Source organism: Streptomyces bottropensis ATCC 25435, assembly GCF_000383595.1.
GTDB lineage: Bacteria > Actinomycetota > Actinomycetes > Streptomycetales > Streptomycetaceae > Streptomyces > Streptomyces bottropensis.
In genome coordinates, this window is sequence record NZ_KB911581.1 from 7,260,414 (window position 1) to 7,278,132 (window position 17,719).

General features: G+C 72.9%; 12 protein-coding genes and 2 pseudogenes. 9 read left to right on the forward strand and 5 right to left on the reverse strand.

What is annotated here, in order from left to right; translation table 11 throughout:
* Nucleotides 1-133 precede the first annotated feature (133 nt).
* A complete protein-coding gene (locus STRBO_RS40700) occupies nucleotides 134-1,870 on the forward strand; it encodes a sigma-70 family RNA polymerase sigma factor (RefSeq protein WP_005479114.1) in 1,737 nt (578 codons plus the stop codon).
* A 731-nt stretch (nucleotides 1,871-2,601) separates the two neighbouring features.
* Here the strand turns inward: STRBO_RS40700 and STRBO_RS0132220 are convergent.
* Nucleotides 2,602-3,225, reverse strand: coding sequence for an NADPH-dependent FMN reductase (locus STRBO_RS0132220; protein ID WP_005479115.1), 624 nt, complete (start codon nucleotides 3,223-3,225; stop codon nucleotides 2,602-2,604).
* A gap of 298 nt (nucleotides 3,226-3,523) precedes the next feature.
* On the opposite strand from STRBO_RS0132220, the gene STRBO_RS0132225 reads away from it, so the two are divergent.
* Both STRBO_RS0132225 and STRBO_RS0132230 read left to right on the forward strand, forming a co-directional pair.
* A complete protein-coding gene (locus STRBO_RS0132225; RefSeq protein ID WP_005479117.1) occupies nucleotides 3,524-4,054 on the forward strand; it encodes a hypothetical protein in 531 nt (176 codons plus the stop codon).
* Between the two features lie 126 nt (nucleotides 4,055-4,180).
* Nucleotides 4,181-4,840 (forward strand): class F sortase, encoded by a 660-nt coding sequence (locus STRBO_RS0132230; protein ID WP_005479119.1) that lies wholly within the window; start codon nucleotides 4,181-4,183, stop codon nucleotides 4,838-4,840.
* Nucleotides 4,841-4,951: 111 nt separating this feature from the next.
* On the opposite strand, the gene STRBO_RS0132235 is transcribed toward STRBO_RS0132230, so the two are convergent.
* On the reverse strand, nucleotides 4,952-5,740 hold the full coding sequence (locus tag STRBO_RS0132235) for a sulfite exporter TauE/SafE family protein (protein WP_005479121.1): 789 nt from the start codon (nucleotides 5,738-5,740) through the stop codon (nucleotides 4,952-4,954).
* Between the two features lie 436 nt (nucleotides 5,741-6,176).
* On the opposite strand from STRBO_RS0132235, the gene STRBO_RS0132240 reads away from it, so the two are divergent.
* Genes STRBO_RS0132240 through nirD form a run of 3 tightly spaced genes read left to right on the forward strand, consistent with a single transcriptional unit; the run spans nucleotide 6,177 to nucleotide 10,363 of the window.
* Nucleotides 6,177-7,412 (forward strand): NAD(P)/FAD-dependent oxidoreductase, encoded by a 1,236-nt coding sequence (locus tag STRBO_RS0132240; protein ID WP_005479124.1) that lies wholly within the window; start codon nucleotides 6,177-6,179, stop codon nucleotides 7,410-7,412.
* On the forward strand, nucleotides 7,413-10,016 hold the full coding sequence (gene nirB / locus STRBO_RS0132245; protein WP_005479125.1) for a nitrite reductase large subunit NirB: 2,604 nt from the start codon (nucleotides 7,413-7,415) through the stop codon (nucleotides 10,014-10,016). It abuts the gene before it with no gap.
* On the forward strand, nucleotides 10,013-10,363 hold the full coding sequence (nirD, locus tag STRBO_RS0132250) for a nitrite reductase small subunit NirD (RefSeq protein ID WP_005479126.1): 351 nt from the start codon (nucleotides 10,013-10,015) through the stop codon (nucleotides 10,361-10,363). The genes nirB and nirD overlap by 4 nt, the downstream gene beginning before the upstream one ends.
* Nucleotides 10,364-10,383: 20 nt before the next feature.
* On the opposite strand, the gene STRBO_RS0132255 is transcribed toward nirD, so the two are convergent.
* From STRBO_RS0132255 to STRBO_RS0132265, 3 genes are all read right to left on the reverse strand, one after another.
* Nucleotides 10,384-11,319 (reverse strand): oxidoreductase, encoded by a 936-nt coding sequence (locus tag STRBO_RS0132255; RefSeq protein ID WP_005479130.1) that lies wholly within the window; start codon nucleotides 11,317-11,319, stop codon nucleotides 10,384-10,386.
* A 361-nt stretch (nucleotides 11,320-11,680) separates the two neighbouring features.
* Nucleotides 11,681-13,534: a SulP family inorganic anion transporter gene (locus STRBO_RS0132260; protein WP_005479134.1), complete on the reverse strand. Its 1,854-nt coding sequence runs from the start codon at nucleotides 13,532-13,534 to the stop codon at nucleotides 11,681-11,683.
* A complete protein-coding gene (locus tag STRBO_RS0132265; protein WP_005479136.1) occupies nucleotides 13,531-14,223 on the reverse strand; it encodes a carbonic anhydrase in 693 nt (230 codons plus the stop codon). Before STRBO_RS0132265 ends, STRBO_RS0132260 begins: the two co-directional genes overlap by 4 nt.
* A 274-nt stretch (nucleotides 14,224-14,497) precedes the next feature.
* Between STRBO_RS0132265 and STRBO_RS45145 the strand changes: the two are divergent.
* The 3 genes and pseudogenes from STRBO_RS45145 to STRBO_RS0132275 form a co-directional block, all read left to right on the forward strand.
* Nucleotides 14,498-14,854, forward strand: a pseudogene (locus STRBO_RS45145) (response regulator transcription factor); the annotation flags it as partial.
* A 561-nt stretch (nucleotides 14,855-15,415) separates the two neighbouring features.
* Nucleotides 15,416-15,928 (forward strand): annotated as a pseudogene (locus STRBO_RS45150) (winged helix-turn-helix domain-containing protein); the annotation flags it as partial.
* The gene (locus STRBO_RS0132275) at nucleotides 15,925-17,541 is read left to right on the forward strand and encodes a sensor histidine kinase (protein ID WP_005479140.1); all 1,617 of its coding nucleotides are present in this window, start codon (nucleotides 15,925-15,927) and stop codon (nucleotides 17,539-17,541) included. The pseudogene STRBO_RS45150 and the gene STRBO_RS0132275, both read left to right, overlap by 4 nt.
* The last annotated feature ends 178 nt before the right edge of the window (nucleotides 17,542-17,719 follow it).

A 17,719-nucleotide genomic window follows, 5' to 3' on the forward strand; every position in this document is an offset into this window, starting at 1 on the left:
CCCTGTATTACGCCGCCTTGGAAGTAACCCGCTGTGATGCGAGTCACTTTGTGTGATTACTTGAGATTTTTGTCATTGCGACATACAAAATCGGCCATAACCCATCAGCAGGTGACTGGAGAGCGTCCCCGCCATGACCGACGGCCCGCCCGCGTCCGCGACCGCGTCCGCGACCGCCACGTACACCCGGATCTTCGAGGAACAGCACCCGCGCCTCGTCGCGTACGCGCGCTCCCTGACCAGGAACTCCTGGACCGCCGAGGACCTCGTCGCGGAGGCGCACTTCCGTGTGTGGCGGAGGCTGTCGGCGGGGCACGAGATCGACAACGTCCCGGCCTATCTGACGACGACGGTCCGGCATCTCGCGACGGCCGCGGGGACGGCCGCCACGCGGGAGACGCCGCTGGATCCCACCGCTCCCGAGCGGGTCGAGGCCGACGTGCGGGTCGCCGCCGGTGCCGTCGACCCCACCGACCCCGCTGAACAGGTCTCCTCCGTCGATCTGCTGGTGCGTGTGCTGGGCCAGCTGCCCGAGCGGTGGGTGCGGGCGCTGTGGCTGGCCGAGGCGGAGGGGCAGCCGCTGGAGACGGTCGGGCAGCGGATCGGCGCCAAGCAGGGCGCGACGGCGGTGCTGCTGCACCGGGCGCGTGAGGGGATGCGTCAGGCCTTCCTGCGCGAGCAGCCGGGGGCGCCGGTCGATCCGGCGTGTCAGGTGCGGTGGGGGCGTATGCCGGCGTACGTGCGCGGTACGGCGACCTCGCGGCAGTCCGAGCAGTTGCTCGGCCATGTGGACGTGTGTGACGACTGCCGGGCGCGGCTCGCGGTGCTGATGCGCACGAACGACCGGCTGCCCGCACTCGTCGGTCCGGCCCTTGTGGTGTTCGTCGTGGGTGGGGGTGGGGGCAAGTTGCTGCTCTCCCTGACGGCGGGGTCCGCCGGGGCGGTCACCGCGCTGGGTGGGGCTGGTGGGACCGGTGGGGCGGGCGCGTATGGCGGGCAACTGCTGCATGCGGTGCGGCAGGTGGCTACGGGTGGGGCTGGCGGGGTGAAGGTGCCCGCGGTTGCCGCCGTGGGGGTGGCCGCTGCGGCTGCCGCCGTGGTGGCCGGTGTCCTTCTCACGCCCCTCGACTCGGACGCGGGGGCGGCTCGGCGGGTGCCGGTCGCGCAGGCTCCGGTGCCGCATCGGCCCGAGGGGCGGTCGCCGGAGGTTGTCGAGCGCCGGGGTGTGGTGGTGGGGGTGGGGTCGCGTCTGCCCGGCGGTCCCGGTGCGGGTGGGGGCGAGGGGGTGCCGGTGCGGGAGGGGGTGCCGGTGGAGGGGGTGCCGCCTGTTCGGGAGGCGCCGCCGGTCGAGGAAGCACCACCCGTGCGGGAGGCGCCGCCGGTCGAGGAGGCACCACCCGTGGAGGAGGCACCGCCCGTGCGGGAGGCACCGCCCGTGCAGGAGGCACCGCCCGTCGAAGAAGCGCCACCCGTGACGGAACCACCTGCGCAAGAGGCGCCGCCCGCCGAGGAAGTGCCGCCTGTGGAGGAGGCACCGCCGGCCGAGGAGGCACCGCCCGTGCAAGAGGCACCGCCGGTCGAGGAGGCACCGCCCGTGCAAGAGGTGCCGCCGGTCGAGGAGGCACCGCCCGTGCAGGAGGCACCGCCCGTGCAGGAGGCACCGCCCGTGCAGGAGGCACCGCCCGTGGTGGAGGTGCCGCCCGTGGTGGAGGCACCGCCCGTGCAGGAGGCACCGCCCGTGGTGGAGGTGCCGCCCGTGGTGGAGGTGCCTGGGCCGCCTGAGGTGATTGCACCGGGGGCGGAGGTGCCTGTTCCTCCGGTGGAGGAGGTGCCTGAGGTTCCGGGGCCTGGGCATGGAGGCGGGTGCTGAGGTCTTGGTCGCGTGGGGTGGTGGCGGTGTCTTTTTCTCGCCCCCGCCGCCCCTACCCGTCCCATCCCCAGGGGGGCGCCCCTTCGACCCCCTTGGGGCGGGAGGTCAGGAGGCCGGGGGGTGTGGGGCTCGCGGGTGGGTGCGGGCGCGTCGTGGTTGCTCGCGCAGTTCCCCGCGCCCCTGAAAAGCGAAGCGGGGGCTTCGCCCCGCTTCGCTTTCGGACCGACTGGCCCGGCATCCCGGCATCCCGGCATCCCGGCGGACCATCACGTACGCCCCGCCGGACCAGCGCCTCCGCGCCCGTCCACCTCGCCAGAGGCCCGGGGACACACGGAGAGGCCGCCCGTCTACTTCGCCAGACCCGCCGGACCATCACCCCAAGCCCGCCCGTCCACCTCGCCGGAACCGCCGGCCCACCCCCGCGAGACCCACTCCTCCACCTCGCCAGACCGGCCGGACCACCACCCCCGGGCCCGCCCACCCACCCCGCCCAGTCCCGTCGGCCCACCCCCGCGAGGCCCACTCGGCCCTCTCGCCAGACCGGCCCACCCACCACTCCCAGGCCCGCCCGTCCTCCTCACCGGGCCACCCCCAGCCCGCCCAGGCCTCGCCCCACACCCGCCCGACCTCCCCGGGTCAGCGTCAACCGCCACGGGTCGGGCGGGGACAGGGTGTCCCGAGGCGGCCTCCGGGTGGGGCGCGCGGTGGGGGCCGCGCGCGCTTCGTGCGGCTCAACCCCCGTACGGGCGCCTCTTCTTCGCCTCGCGTAGGGCGTGGGCCCACCAGGACAGTTGGTCCAGCATCACGTGGGCCGCGGAGTTGGGGGCGGACGGGTCCTTGAGGTGGCCGGTCTCGTCGAAGGCGGCGTGGGCCTGGTGGAAGGAGACCGTGTCACGGACGGTGGTGGCGTGGAGTTCCGCGAAGACCTGTCGGAGGTGTTCGGTCGCGCGGAGGCCGCCCGACATGCCGCCGTAGGAGACGAGCGCGACCGGCTTGGCGCGCCATTCGTGGAAGTGCCAGTCGATGAGGTTCTTCAGGGCCGCCGGATAGGAGTGGTTGTACTCGGGCGTCAGCACGATGAACGCCTCCGCCGCCGCCAGCTTCGGGGTGATCTCGGCCAGACGTGCCGTGCTCTCGGGGGTCGTCGCGAAGGTCGTCGGCAGGTCGGCCTCGGCGACGTCCACCACGTCGACCTCGAAGCCGTCGTGCTGCCGTACCCTCCCCAGCAGCCACTCGGCGATCACCGGGCCGAAGCGGCCGGTGCGGTTGCTGCCGATGACCAGCGTCACCCGGACCGGGGTGGCGGAGGAGGAGACGGGCGCGATGCCGGTGTGCGTGTCCGTTGAGGTCTGCATGGGGACCACCCTCGTACCTCGACCTTGCTTGAGGTCAAGCCCGAGGCCGCCACGACCTGCCGAGGCCCCGACCCGACCTCCGGTCACCCGTTCACACCCCCGGGTCCCCTCGATCGCGTTCTCTGCCGCAGGACCCTCACCTCACCCCGGTGACCTGCCAGAACACCTCGCCACTCGCCCCCTCCCGCACCCTCCTGACACCCATTCACATCATTTCTGACGGACCATCAGCAAGCGCTCGACGCGGTGTGCCACTTACCTCGGAAAGGAACGGAGGACTCTCGGAGGAGCCAGCACGATGCGACGTACCGTCCGGCCGCTGACCGCAACCGCGCTAGCCGTCGCCCTCGCGGCCCTCGCCGCCGCACCCGCGTACGGCGGTGAGGGCACCGGGCGACTCGACGTCTCGCCGGCCGGTGCCGTCCCCGGCGACGAGGTCACCGTCCGTACGACGGCGTGCGGCGCGGGCGGTACGGCGACGGGGGACGCCGGCGCGGTCGGCGCCGGCTCCTTCCCGCTGGCGCCCGACTCAGGACGGCAGCGGCTCGACGGACGGTTCGAGGTGCCGCCGAGCGCGCAGCCGGGAACGTACGAGATCGTCGCGACCTGCGCCGACGGTGGCCGCAGGGTCACCGGCGACCTGGTGGTCTCGCTCACCGGCACGCGCACCGCGCCGCCGGCGTATCCGAGGGGAAGTGTGAAGACGGGGGTCGGTGGCGCACTCGGTCCCGACCCCGTACAGACCGCGGCGGGCGTGGCGGCTCTGGCCGTCGCCGCCGCGGGCGGTACCTGGCTCCTGCATCGCCGGGCGAGAGGCGACGGGATCTGACGGACACCCTCCGCCGTCCGTCCGCCGGTACCGCCGTCCCTCTCCCCTCCGGGCCCGATGCCCCTCGGCCCGGAGGGGAGGACAAGGGACCGTTGCGAACGCCCGCACGGCCGTGAGGAGGTCCTCGTGCGTCGGCTCTCCGACTCCGTCATAGCCGGGGTGACCGTGATCGCCCTCTTCTGCGGCGCGTGGCTGGTGCGCAGCGGCACCGCCTCACAAGCGCCTCCCCAGCCGTCGGCCGCGCAGGCCCACCTCCGGTCCGGTACGCCGAGTGTCTCGCCGGAGCCGGGCGGCGCCTCCGCGGTCCCGGCAGCCGTCCCGCTGCCGCCCTCTCCGCCCGACCGCATCCGCATCCCCTCCCTCCGCGTGGACGCGCCACTGATGGGGCTCGGCCTCACGCCCGCGGGCAGCCTGGACGTCCCGCCCGCAGCGAAGGAGAACCTCGCGGGCTGGTACGAGTCCGGCACCAGCCCGGGCGCCCGGGGCACCTCGATCGTGGCCGGACACGTGGACAACGCCGAGGGGCCCGCCGTCTTCTTCCGCCTCGGCGCGCTGAGGCGCGGCGCCACGGTCGAGGTGGACCGGCGGGACGGCGGGACGGCCGTGTTCACGGTGGACGCGGTGGAGGTGTACGACGCGCGGGACTTCCCCGACGAGAAGGTCTACGGGGCGGCGACGCGGCCGGAGTTGCGGGTCATCACCTGCGGCGGGGGGTATTCGAGGGCGACCGGCTACCAGGGCAACGTGGTCGTCTTCGCCCATCTCACGGGCAGTCGCCCGAGCTGAGCACCGGCACCGGCCGCCCCCAGCACCCGGCGAGCGCCGCGCCCCTCACAGCCCTCACAGCCCTCAAACCCGCAGGCCCGCGCGCCCGCACGCCCTCACGCCCTCACGCCCTCACGCCACCCACTGCTCGTACCCCATCTTCGCCACCAGCGTGAACACCACCGTCAGCAGTACGACCCGGACGAAGCCGCTGCCCTTCTTGAGGGCGGTCCGGGCGCCGACGGTGCCGCCGACGAGGTTGAAGACCGCCATCAGGGCCGCCAACTGCCAGTACACCGTGCCCTTCCAGGCGAACGTGGCGAGCGCGCCCGCGTTGGTGCAGCAGTTGACGATCTTGGCGGTGGCGGAGGCGGTGACCAGGTCCAGGTGGAGGAGGGCGGTCAGGGCGAGGACGAGGAACGTGCCGGTGCCGGGGCCGATGAGACCGTCGTAGAAGCCGATGCCGACGCCCGCCAGGCCGATCGCGGCGAGGACTCGGCGTGCCGAGACGGGGCCCGTGGCGGGGGCCGTCGTGCCGAAGGAGGGGCGCAGGATCACGAACGCGCCGACGGCGAGCAGGACGACCATGACCACCGGCTTCAGGACCTCGGTGCTCAGACCGGCGGCCACGAACGCGCCGGCCGTCGAGCCCGCCAGTGCCGCCAGACCGATGCGTACGGCGATCCGCACGTCGACGGGCGTGCGGCGGGCGTACGTGACCGCCGCGCCCGTGGTGCCGACGATGGCGACCGCCTTGTTGGTGCCGAGCGCGTACTGCGCGGCCGAGGCGCCGTTCGGCAGACCCAGGAGGAGGGCGGGCAGAAGCAGGAGCCCGCCGCCGCCCACCACGGCGTCGATCCAACCGGCCGCGAGGGCGGCGAGGCAGAGGACTACGACCATGGTCAGCGATATGTCGGGCACGACGCGACCCTATGCGGTGCGATACGTGCGCTGTCCATCGACCTGAGGAACTTCTGAGGTGAGGATCCTTGGGGGTGAGGATCCTCGGGGTGGGGATCCTCGGGGTGGGGATCCTCGCGGGTCCGGCACCCGGCACCCGGCACCCGGCACCCGCCCAACGTGCCTGATGTTGCGCCGTGAATGCCCGCCCGGCGTGACCTACGGCACCGCGGCCCGGCGCGCCCCCCGTCTCCCCGCGCCCCGCCCCGTCCTGCCGTATACGCCTGCGCGGCCCTCGTATGGCCAGGTCAGCAGCGTGATCCCGGGTGTCCTCACACCCCGTCACACCCTCCCGGAAACCCCTCACACCCGGATCGGGGCCGCGGGGAGGGCAGCGTTCCTCGTGGGAAACAGACGCGATGCGGTCGGGTAACACCGGCACCGCAGGCTCAAGGACATGACCTCGAACGAGCGTGTGGTGGTGATCGGCTCCGGCCTCGCGGGCGTACGTCTCGCCCGGCGGCTCGGAGAGTTCGGCATGCCCGCCACGCTGGTCGGCGAGGAGGAGCACACACCGTACAACCGGGTGCTGCTCGCCGAGGTACTGGCCGGGCGGTACGCCCCCGAGGTCATCGCGTTGCCCGCCCCCGCCGAGCCCACGCGGCTGGTGAACGGCCGGGTGGTCCGGATCGACCGCGAGATGCGAGCCGTACATCTCGCGGACGGTACGGAGATCGCGTACGACAGACTGGTCCTCGCGACCGGTTCCAACCCGGTGCTGCCGCCGCTGCGCGGCCTCTGGGACCCGGAGCGGCACGAGTTCCCCGACGGGGTGCACGCGTTCCGGACCATGGATGACTGCCTGCGGCTGTCCGGTGCCGTACGGCCGGGGGCTCGGGCCGTCGTCATCGGGGGCGGGCTCCTCGGGGTCTCCGCCGCCCGCGCGCTCGCCCTGCGCGGCGCCCAGGTCGTCCTCGCCCAGCAGGGCGAACGGCTGATGGAACGCCAACTCGACCCGTCCGCCTCGAAGTTGGTCCGACGCCACCTCACCGACCTCGGCGTGGAGGTGCACACCGAGACGCGTGTCCGTGCCGTGCGCAGCGTCGGCGGGGCCGTGCGGTCGGTGTCGATGGCCGACGGATACACGCTCGACGCGGACCTGGTCGTCATCGCCTGCGGGGTCCACCCCCGGGTGGGTCTCGCCCAGGATGCGGGGCTCGCCGTGCACAAGGGCGTCATCGTCGACGAGGAGCTGCGCAGCTCCGACCCCCACATCCACGCGATCGGCGACTGCGCCCAGTTCCAGGGCACGGTCTACGGGCTCGCCACCCCGGCGCTCGAACAGGCTGACGTCCTGGCCGAGTTGCTGGCCGGCGACGCCGCGTCCCCGGCCGCCCGTTACACCGGCACCCGCGCCCTGACCCGGCTGACGCTCGCCGGAGCGGACTTCCTCGATCTCGCCGCGTTCGGCGAGCCCGAGCCGCTGCCCGGCGACGACGTCATCCAGCTCACCGACGCCACACGCGGCACCTACCGCAAGGTCGTCGTCCGCGACGACCGCCTGGTCGGCGGGGTGCTCGTCGGCGAACTCGGCACGGTGGGCGCGCTCGCCCGCGCCTGGGAGGGAGCGGAGCCGCTCCCCGGAGACGGCGCTCCCCTGCTCCACCTGCTCACCAACGATGGAGGCTCCTGAATGTCCGCCACCCTGGGGCCCACCCCCACGATCGTGCTCGTCGGCCACGGCATGGTCGGCCAGCGCTTCCTGGAGGCGCTCGCCGAGCGCGGCCTGACCGCCACGCACCGCGTGGTCGTGCTGTGCGAGGAGCCGCGCCCGGCGTACGACCGCGTGGCGCTCACCTCGTACTTCGCGGGCAAGACGCCCGAGGACCTGTCGATGACCGACATGGAGTTCATCGAGACGCACGGCATCGAGCTGTTCGTCGGTGACCCGGCGGAGACGGTCGACCGCGAGGCCAGGAAGGTCACGGCCCGCTCCGGGCAGGTCTTCGAGTACGACATCCTCGTCCTCGCCACCGGTTCCTTCCCCTTCGTGCCGCCGGTCCCGAACAAGGACGCCACCGGCTGCTTCGTGTACCGCACGATCGAGGACCTGCTCGCGATCGAGGAGTACGCGAGGACGGCCGAGACCGGTGCCGTGGTCGGCGGCGGTCTGCTCGGGCTTGAGGCGGCCGGCGCGCTGAAGGGCCTCGGACTCACCTCCCACATCGTGGAGTTCGCGCCCCGGCTGATGCCCGTGCAGGTGGACGACGGCGGTGGCGCCGCGCTGCTGCGCACGATCGAGAACATGGGCCTGAGCGTGCACACCGGCGTCGGCACCCAGGAGATCGTGGTCGACGAGCAGGGTGCCGTCACCGGGATGAAGCTCTCCGACGGCTCCGAACTCGCCACCGACCTGGTCGTGTTCAGCGCCGGCGTCCGCCCCCGCGACCAGCTCGCCCGCGACTGCGGCCTGACGGTCGGCGAGCGCGGCGGCATCAGCGTCGACGAGCAGTGCCGGACCGTGAGCGACCCGCACGTGTTCGCGATCGGCGAGTGCGCGCTGGCCTCCGACGGCCGGGTGTACGGCCTGGTGGCGCCCGGGTACGAGCAGGCCGAGACGGCCGCCGCGACCATCGCCGCCGACGAGGCCGCGTTCACGGGCGCGGACATGTCGACGAAGCTGAAGCTGCTCGGCGTGGACGTGGCCTCCTTCGGCGACGCGCACGGCGCGAGTGCCGACTGCCTGGACGTCGTGTACTCCGACTCCCGCTCGGGCGTCTACAAGAAGCTGGTCATCGGCCGCGACGGCGAGCTGCTCGGCGGCATCCTGGTCGGCGACGCGGAGGCGTACGGCACGCTGAAGGCGTTCACCGGGTCCGTCCCGCCGGTCTCGCCCGAGTCGCTGGTGCTGCCGGCGGGCTCCGGCGGCGGCGCCCAGCTCGGCCCGTCCGCGCTGCCGGACGAGGCGATCATCTGCTCCTGCCACAACGTGTCCAAGGGCGCGATCCGCGGCGCGGTCACCGACCACCGGTGCACCACGGTGCCCGAGGTCAAGAAGTGCACCAAGGCCGGCACCGGCTGCGGCAGCTGTGTGAAGGTGCTGGGCCAGCTGGTCACCGCCGAGCTGGAGGCCGGCGGTGTCGTCGTCGACAAGGGCCTGTGCGGCTGCTTCTCGCAGACCCGCGAGGAGCTGTACGAGATCGTCCTCGCCCTGCGCATCAACACCTACCAGCAGCTGCTGGACCGCTACGGCCGCGACGAGGCCAAGGGCGGCGACGGCTGCGAGGTCTGCAAGCCCACGGTCGGTTCGATCATCGCCTCCCTCGCCCCGACGATCGGCGCCAGCGGCTACGTCCTGGAGGGCGAGCAGGCGGCCCTGCAGGACAGCAACGACCACTTCCTGGCCAACCTGCAGAAGAACGGCTCGTACTCCGTCGTCCCGCGCATCCCCGGCGGCGAGATCACCCCCGAGGGGCTGATCGTGATCGGCGAGATCGCCCGCGACTTCGGTCTCTACACGAAGATCACCGGCGGTCAGCGGATCGACATGTTCGGCGCACGTGTCGAGCAACTCCCCCTCATCTGGGCCCGGTTGGTGGACGCCGGCTTCGAGTCCGGCCACGCCTACGGCAAGTCGCTGCGCACGGTGAAGTCTTGTGTCGGGCAGACCTGGTGCCGCTACGGCGTCCAGGACTCGGTCCGCATGGCGATCGACCTGGAGCTGCGCTACCGGGGCCTGCGCTCCCCGCACAAGCTCAAGTCGGCGGTCTCCGGCTGCGCCCGCGAGTGCGCCGAGGCCCAGTCGAAGGACTTCGGCATCATCGCCACCTCCAACGGCTGGAACCTCTACGTCGGCGGAAACGGCGGCGCCACTCCCCGCCACGCGGACCTCCTGGCCCAGGACCTCGACGACGCCCAGCTGATCAAGCTGATCGACCGGTTCCTGATGTTCTACATCCGCACCGCGGACCGCCTGGAGCGCACCTCGACCTGGCTGGAGCGGATCCCCGGCGGCCTGGACCACGTCCGGGACGTGGTCGTGGAGGACTCCCTCGGCATCTGCGAGGAGCTGGAGTCCCTGATGACCGACCACGTCTCGGCCTACGCCGACGAGTGGGCCTCCACCATCAACGACCCCGAGAAGCTCGCCCGGTTCGTGTCCTTCGTCAACGCCCCGGACACCCCGGACCCGGTCGTCGGCTTCGTCCCCGAGCGTGACCAGATCAAGCCCGACCTGCCCCTGCTGTCCATCGGCCTGCGGCCCGCCGATGTCCTGGAAGGAAGCGCCCAGCGATGACGATCGCCCCCGAGAAGACCGATGTGAAGGTCCAGCTGCGGCTGGCGGACGGCTGGTTCACGGTCTGCGACCTGACCCTGCTGACCCCGGGCCGCGGCGTGGCCGCCCTGCTCCCCGACGGCAACCAGGCCGCGCTGTTCCTCGACCGCGCGGGCAGGCTGTACGCCATCGACAACCGCGACCCGTTCGGCGGCGCCGCCGTCCTCTCCCGGGGTCTCACCGGCAGCCACCAGGGCCGCCCGTTCGTGGCCTCGCCGCTGCTGAAGCAGCGCTTCGACCTGGCGAGCGGGGAGTGCCTGGACGACGAGGCGGTACGGATCACGGCGTACGAGGTGCGCGCCGCGTAGGCAGGGCCACGGCTGCCGCGTCACGCCTTCAGTTGCTCGTACGTGACGCCGGTCAGCTGCTCGGAGGCCGTCCAGAGGCGTTCGCCGGCCCGGTCGTCGTGGGCCCAGGGCGCCCTTCTGGAGGGGCCGGGCGCGCCGCGCCACATCAGGAAGGACGGCCCGATGAAGGAGTCGGGGCGTACGCCGGGGGCGGTCGCCGCGTACAGCGTGGGCAGGGCGCCCGCTTCGGCGGACTGGGCGAAGACGCTGTTGCCGACGCGCATGAAGCGCTCGACGCCCTTGCGGCCCTCGGCGGTGGCTCCGGCCGTCTGGAGGTTGGTCGCCGCGTAGCCCGGGTGCGCGGCCGCCGCGACCACCTCGTAGTGGTGAGTGGCCAGCCGCCGGGCCAGCTCGTGGGTGAACAGCAGGTTGGCGGTCTTGGAGCGGCCGTAGGCGACCCAACGCCCGTACTTGCGCTCGCTGTTGAGGTCGTCGATGTCGATGTTCGACCTGAAGTGCATGGTGCTGGAGAGGGTCACGACCCGGGCGCCGGGAGTGGCCAGGAGCAACGGCAGCAGCAGGCCGGTCAGCGCGAAGTGACCGAGGTGGTTGGTGCCGAACTGCGTCTCGAAGCCGTCGGCCGTGCGGCCCTGCGCGACGGCCATCACGCCCGCGTTGTTGACGAGCAGATCGAGGCGGTCGCGGGTGCGGGCGTAGGTGTCCGCGAAGTCCCGGACGGAACTCAGGTCGCCGAGGTCGAGCCGGATCAGCTCCAGGCTTCCGTGCGGGACTTCGGCACTCATCCGCTCCAGTGCCGCCGCGCCGCGCTCCTCGCTGCGGCAGGCGAGGACGACGTGGGCGCCGCGGCGGGCGAGTTCCCGTGCCGCCACGTATCCGATGCCGCTGTTGGCGCCGGTGACGACCGCGGTGCGGCCGTGCTGGTCGGGGATGTCGCGTACGTTCCAGCCGCCGGTCATGACGCCACCTCCCGAAACGCTCCTGAGCAGGTGTTCAGCGTAGTCTCGCCGAGGGGGTTGCGGGAGGGTGTCCACCTGGGTTGCGGCAGGGGTGTCGGGCTCGGCCGCAGGGGTGCCGGGCTCGGCCGCGGGTCCGGTGGGGCTTCTCGCGCAGTTCCCCGCGCCCCTGGAAAGCAGGGGCTGCGCCGGCTGCTTTCCAAAGGTGCGGGCCGTCGTCCTACAGGCCTGCCGGCCCGCGGGAGCCTGAGGGTTCAGGGCCGCAGGGGCTTGGGCTTCGGGGCCCGCAGGGCCCTGTCCTTCAGGGGCGCGGGGAACTGCGCGATCAACCCCCACCGGGCCGCGGCCGCCGACGAGCCGTAGGTCAGTCCACCCAGTCGCGCCCCCGGCGCAGCAGCGGCGGCGGGGCGCCCGGGGCGTCCGGCACGGGGCGGGTGTCGAGGTAGAACCACTCCGCGTCGGGGCCGGGGCCGGGGGGCAGCGGTCCGGTGCCGCCCACCGCCGCCGTCCCGACCGTCGCGTAGTCCCACACCGGCGTCCGCGTCGGCGTCGACACCGGGTCCGGCGCCGGCGTGGCCTCCGGCTCCTCCTTCGCCCCCGGCGGCCTCGTGAGGTCGGGCATCAGCAGCTCCACCCGCACCCCCGCCCCCCGCTGCTGCGCCACGAACTCCTCGACCTGGCTGCGGCACGCATGGTCGAGGTGGGTGACCCCGAGCAGGTCGAGCCGGATGCGGGGCTTGCCGGAGGCCGCCGCGCCCTCCAGCGCGTCGATCAGCTTGGGCAGCCGCAGGAACGTCGCGTTGCCCGCCATCACCACCTTCGCCGTGTCGTCCTCGATGTGCTGGCGGACGACGGTCTGCGACATGCGCAGCGCGGCCAGCACCACACCCGCCGCCAGTCCGAACAGCACCCCTTCGAGCAGCGCGGTCACCGTGATGACCAGCGTCGTCAGCGTCATCACCGCGAACTCGCCCCGGTCCTGGCGCCACATCTTCGGGAACTCGTCCGGCGCGAACAGCTTCCACCCGCTGTGCACGAGGACACCCGCGAGCACCGAGATCGGGATCAGTGCCAGCACCTGCGGCAGCAGCAGGGCGAAGGCGAGCAGCCACAGGCCGTGCAGGGTCCGGGAGAGGCGGGTCCTGGCGCCGGCCTGGACGTTCGCCGAGCTGCGCGCGACGACCGCCGTGATGGGCAGCGCGCCGAGCAGACCGGAGATCGTGTTGCCCGCGCCCTGCGCGATCAGCTCGGTGTTGTAACGGGTGCGCGGGCCGTTGTGCATCCGGTCCACGGCGGCGGCGGTGAACAGGCTCTCCGCCGACGCGATCACGGTGAACGTGAGGATCGCCGTGATGATCCCGGCATCGGCCAGCCCGGACAGCTGCTCCGCCCCGGGCACGTCCACGGACGCCGGCAGATTGCCGACCTGGAGCGTCTTGACCTCGATGCCCGGCAGGGAGGCGACCGCGATCCCGATCCCTACGGCCACAAGTGCGGCCGGCACCTTCCGGAGGGGCCCGGGGACCTGCTTCCACAGGAAGCTCAGCACGATCGTGACGACTCCGAGCCCGAAGGCGATCAGCGCCTGCGGGTCGGTGACGGTGTCCGCGATCAGCCCGGGGACGCCCGCCATGTTCTCCAGGGGGGTGCCCGGCGCCTTGGAGTCCGACATCGGGTACAGCTGGCTGAAGATCAGCGGCAGACCGATGCCGGCGAGCATGCCCTGGACGACGGCGAGGGAGATCGCCTGGAACATCCGGCCCAGTTTCACCAGGCCCAGCACGATCTGGAGGAGGCCGGAGAAGAGGACGATCACGCCGAGCATCGCGACGCCGAACTCCATGACCGTCTCCGCGACGAGTGCCGCGAGCCCGGCCGCCGGCCCGCTGACCTGGAGCGTGCTGCCCCGCGCCGCGCCGACCACCAGACCGCCGATCACCCCGGAGATGATGCCCAGCTCGGCCGGCACACCGGAGGCCACGGCCACGCCGATACAGAGCGGCAGCGCCACGAGGAAGACGACGAGGGACGCGGTGATCTCCGTAGCGAAGTCGACCCGGCCGCCGGGGGCCATGGCGCGCAGGGCCGCGGCGGGGCGGGCGGCCGTGGCGCGGGGGCGCCGGGAGCCGTTCGGTTCCTGCGAGGCGTCCGCGGACTCCGGGGCACCGGCCGCGGTCCGGGTGCCCGCCCCATGGCGTCGGCCGTGCGCGCCACTCATGAGTCGTGCACCTGGAAGTCGCCGTCGGCGTCCAGTTCGTGGATCTTTCCGGTGTCGATCTCGTAGTACCAGCCGTGCAACCGGAGCCGCCCGGCGTCGAGTTGCCGCCGCGCGCCCGGATAGTCGCGCAGCACGGCGAGCTGGTTGCGGATGTTGAGCTGGACGACCTCGCGCAGGGCGGGGTCCTCGGACGACGAGGTGGTGCCCGGGGTGCTGTCGCCGCCGGGTTCGGCGCCCTGTCCGCCGCCGCGTTCACCGCCGCCCTGTTCGCCGCTGTGCTCACCGAGTACGGGTTCGAGCGCGGGACGGGCGTAGTCGAGCCAGGCGTCCACCCTGGGCAGGCCGGACAGGTCGGCGCCGTACGTCAGCGCGCCCATCGCGCCGCAGTGGGAATGGCCACACACCACGATGTCCTGAACACCGAGCACCTCCAGCGCGTACTCGATGGTGGCGGCCTCACCGGAGGCGGTCCCGTACGCGTCGTGCGGCGGCACGATGTTGCCCGCATTTCGCAGTTCGAATATCTCACCGGGCCGCGCCCCGGTGATCAGGGCGGGAATCACCCGCGAGTCCGAGCAGGTAATGAACAGCGCCTCGGGAAATTGCCCGACGGCGAGTTTCCGGTATTCGTCGCTCTCGAAGTCGACCCGTCGCTTGAACGACCGGGCACGATCCAGCAGCGCCTTCATCCTGCCTCCCTGAAGCGGTTCCTACCAGCTCTTACGACCGTAGGGCGGCGATGACCAGAGGAAGGTTAAGCGAACACTAAAGCGGTGCCAGGTTTTCCACAGATTTCAGCCACACACCCCTTCGCCGCAGGTCGGGCCGCCGAATACAAGCGGTTTCTGAGGGTCATTTCACAATGCTTCGGATTCCCCACGCGTTCTTGTCCGCTCTCTTGTAGCGTGGCGCCCCACAGCACGGGTCCCGTGTTGTCCCGACTTTCTGGAGAGACAGGCGGCCATGGGCGTACGAGTGCTGCTCATCGAGGACGACGAGACGATCGCCGAGCCGCTCGCCGACGGGCTGCGGCACTTCGGCCTGACGGTCCACCACGTGGCCACCGGCGCGGACGGGTTGAGAGGTCCGCACGGCGATGTCGTCCTGCTGGATCTCGGTCTGCCCGACATGGACGGCATCGACGTCTGCCGCGGCATCCGCCGGGTCTCCGACGTCCCCCTCATCATCCTCAGCGCGCGGGGCGAGGAGGCCGACCGCGTCCTGGGCCTGGAGCTGGGCGCCGACGACTACCTGGCGAAACCATTCAGCATCCGCGAACTGGTCGCCCGTATACGGGCGGTGTCACGCCGCCACCAGCGGCCGACGAACGGGTCCGCAGCCGACGTGGTCGCCGGGGTCGTGGTGGCCGAGGCGGGGCCGGGGAGTGTCGGTCTCGGGGGTGAGAACGACTTCACGGCCACGAGCGCCTTCGAGGTGGGGGACGGCCTCGGGGGCGAAGGCGAGGGCGGGGGCGCGGGCGCGGGCGCGGGCAGCTTCGGATCCGATGAGTCGGGTGGTCTCGCCGTCGGGGACGTGGGCGGCGGGGGCACGGGCCGCCGTAGGGCCGGTTTCGGTGTGGGGGCGCGGGGGCCGGAGTACGACTGGTCCGCCGCGCACGAGGCACCGGCATACGAGGCACCGGCATACGAGGCATCGGCATACGAGACGCCGGCGCACGAGGCACCGGCGTACGAGACACCCGCGCACGAAGCGCCGCCCACCGCCGTCGACCCGGTCTTCGGTGACCCGGTCTTCGGTGACCCGGCGTTCGACATCACCCCCGCGCAGGGCACACCCCCGCAACGGTCGCCGAGGTACGGAAGCCCGGCGTACGGCAACCCCGCCTACGAACCCTCCTCCTACGAACCCCCTGCCTACGCCCCCTCCGTCCCCCCGCCCCCCGCCTACGAGCCCCCCATGTACGAACAGGCCCCGCCCGGGCCGCGTCCCCCCGCCCCCGGGCCGACCGCCGGTGACGACGGCTCGGCTCCGCCGCCGCCCGGTCCGTTGGTCGTGGACCGGCGGACCCGGCAGGTGTGGGTGGGCGAGGTGCCCGTCGCGCTGACGCCGAAGGAGTTCGAACTGCTGGCGCTGCTCACCGAGGACCCCGGCGCCGTGTACTCCCGGCAGCAGATCCTCAACCGCGTCTGGGACGACCACTACCAGGGCCCGACCAAGACGCTGGACGTCCATGTCGCCACCCTGCGCCGCAAGTTGGGCGACCCGGCATGGATCCAGACCCTGCGCGGCGTCGGCTTCCGACTGGCCGTGCGCTCCCCCGGGCAGGCGCCGGGGCAGGGCCTGCCCCAGAGTCCCGGGCCGGGGCACGGCCGTGGCCGGGGCGCGGGCTCCGGGAGGCATCGCACCCCCGGCGCCAGGGCGTCGGCGTCATGACCCGACGCCTGCTGCTGAGCTATCTCAGCCTCGCCGCCCTGGTCCTGCTCGGCCTGGAGATCCCGCTGGGCTTCGTCTACTCGCGGGCCGAACGCGAGCGGATCGTCAACTCGGCCAACGACGAGGCCGAGTCGGTGGCCGCGTACGCGGCGCTCTCCCTAGCCGCCGGCCGGCAGGACGAACTCGTCGAGCGGGCCAGGCACTGCGCCGAGCGCATCGGCGGGAAGGTCGTCATCGTCGACGCGGGCGGGAGGCTGCTGGCGTCCTCCCACTCCCTGTCCGACGACGAGGAGGACACCCTCCCCTCCCAGCCCGAGATCTCCGCCGCGCTCCGCGGCCGGGCCACGACGGACGTCCGTACGACGACGACCGGCGGCGTCCACTACCTGTCGGTGGCGGCTCCGGTCGGCCACACGACGCCGAGCGCGCCCCCGAACGCGACCACGGCCACGGCCGCCGCCACGACCACCACCACGGCCATGACCGCCGCGCCGGCCCAGGGCGCCGTACGCGTCACCCTCCCGACGACCATGGTGCACGCCCGGGTGTTCGCGGTCTGGCTGCTCCTGGTGCTGGCCGGGCTCGCGGTGCTCACCGGGGTCGCCGCGGTGGCGTTCGCGTTCGCGCGCTGGACCGGGCGCCCCATCCGGCAGTTGGAGGAGGCCACGCACCGGCTGGCCGAGGGCGGTGCGGCCACGAGTGTGGTGGTCACCTCGGGCCCGCCGGAGGTGCGCAGCCTCGCGGCGGCCTTCAACACGACCGCGGCCCGCCTCGAACACCTGCTGGCCTCCCAGCGGGCCTTCGCCGGCGAGGCGTCGCACCAGCTGAAGACCCCGCTGGCGGCGCTGCGGCTGCGGCTGGAGAACCTGGAACCGGACATCGCCCGGCGCGCCCGGCCCAGCCTCGACGCCGCCGTCACGGAGACGGACCGGCTGGCCCGGATGGTCGAGGGTCTGCTGGCGATGGCCCGGCTGGAGGAGGCGGCGGCCGTCCCGGCCCGGGTCGACCTGGGCGCGGTCTGCGCGGAACGGCACCGCACGTGGGGGCCGTTGTTCGAACGCGGCGGGGTCTCACTGGTCCTGTTCGCCGGGGTGGTCGGCCCGGTGACGGCCGTCCCCGGAGCCGTGGAGCAGATCCTCGACAACCTCCTCTCCAACGCCCTGCGCGCCTCCCCCGCCCGCAGCACGGTCACCATGGAACTGCGGCTCCACGTCCCCGCCCGCCGGGCCCTGCGCGATGCCCGGCCGCACTGGGTCGACCTCCATGTCACCGATGAGGGCCCCGGTATGACGCCCGAGCAGCGCGCCCGCGCGTTCGACCGCTTCTGGCGCGCCCCCGGCGCCCCCAAGGGCGGCACCGGTCTCGGTCTCTCCCTCGTCCAGCGCCTCGCGCACGCCAGTGGCGGGGAGGTGACGCTGCGGGAAGCGGCCACGGGCGGGCTGGACGCGGTCGTCCGCCTTCCCGCGGCGGAGCCGCCGGCCCATCCCCACGGACACGGTCAGGGGCATGGGCAGGGGCAGGGGCAGGGCCAGGGACAAGGAAACGGTCAGGGGCATGGGTTCGGAGGACGGCCGGGGAAACGACGCCGTGAGGCCCCGCCGCTGCCGGCGTGAGCGGGCGCCGGCCCGCCTCTCCCCCTCCGCCACCCACGTCCCATCCACGTCCCACCCATGTGCCACCCATGTGCCATCCGTGAACGCCGCCGTAGAGTCATGGGTTGTCCATGCTCTGTCAATCAGAGTGTCCTAAGGTCCATCAGCGCGCGACCCCGCCGCCGACCGGCAGGCGGGC

Bases quoted from the DNA above. Each gene is read 5' to 3' on its own strand.
- STRBO_RS40700 (WP_005479114.1), top strand. From the start codon at position 134: ATGACCGACGGCCCGCCCGCGTCCGCGACCGCGTCCGCGACCGCCACG.
- STRBO_RS0132220 (WP_005479115.1), bottom strand. From the start codon at position 3,225: ATGCAGACCTCAACGGACACGCACACCGGCATCGCGCCCGTCTCCTCC.
- STRBO_RS0132225 (WP_005479117.1), top strand. From the start codon at position 3,524: ATGCGACGTACCGTCCGGCCGCTGACCGCAACCGCGCTAGCCGTCGCC.
- STRBO_RS0132240 (WP_005479124.1), top strand. From the start codon at position 6,177: ATGACCTCGAACGAGCGTGTGGTGGTGATCGGCTCCGGCCTCGCGGGC.
- nirB (WP_005479125.1), top strand. From the start codon at position 7,413: ATGTCCGCCACCCTGGGGCCCACCCCCACGATCGTGCTCGTCGGCCAC.
- nirD (WP_005479126.1), top strand. From the start codon at position 10,013: ATGACGATCGCCCCCGAGAAGACCGATGTGAAGGTCCAGCTGCGGCTG.
- STRBO_RS0132255 (WP_005479130.1), bottom strand. From the start codon at position 11,319: ATGACCGGCGGCTGGAACGTACGCGACATCCCCGACCAGCACGGCCGC.
- STRBO_RS0132260 (WP_005479134.1), bottom strand. From the start codon at position 13,534: ATGAGTGGCGCGCACGGCCGACGCCATGGGGCGGGCACCCGGACCGCG.
- STRBO_RS0132265 (WP_005479136.1), bottom strand. From the start codon at position 14,223: ATGAAGGCGCTGCTGGATCGTGCCCGGTCGTTCAAGCGACGGGTCGAC.
- STRBO_RS0132275 (WP_005479140.1), top strand. From the start codon at position 15,925: ATGACCCGACGCCTGCTGCTGAGCTATCTCAGCCTCGCCGCCCTGGTC.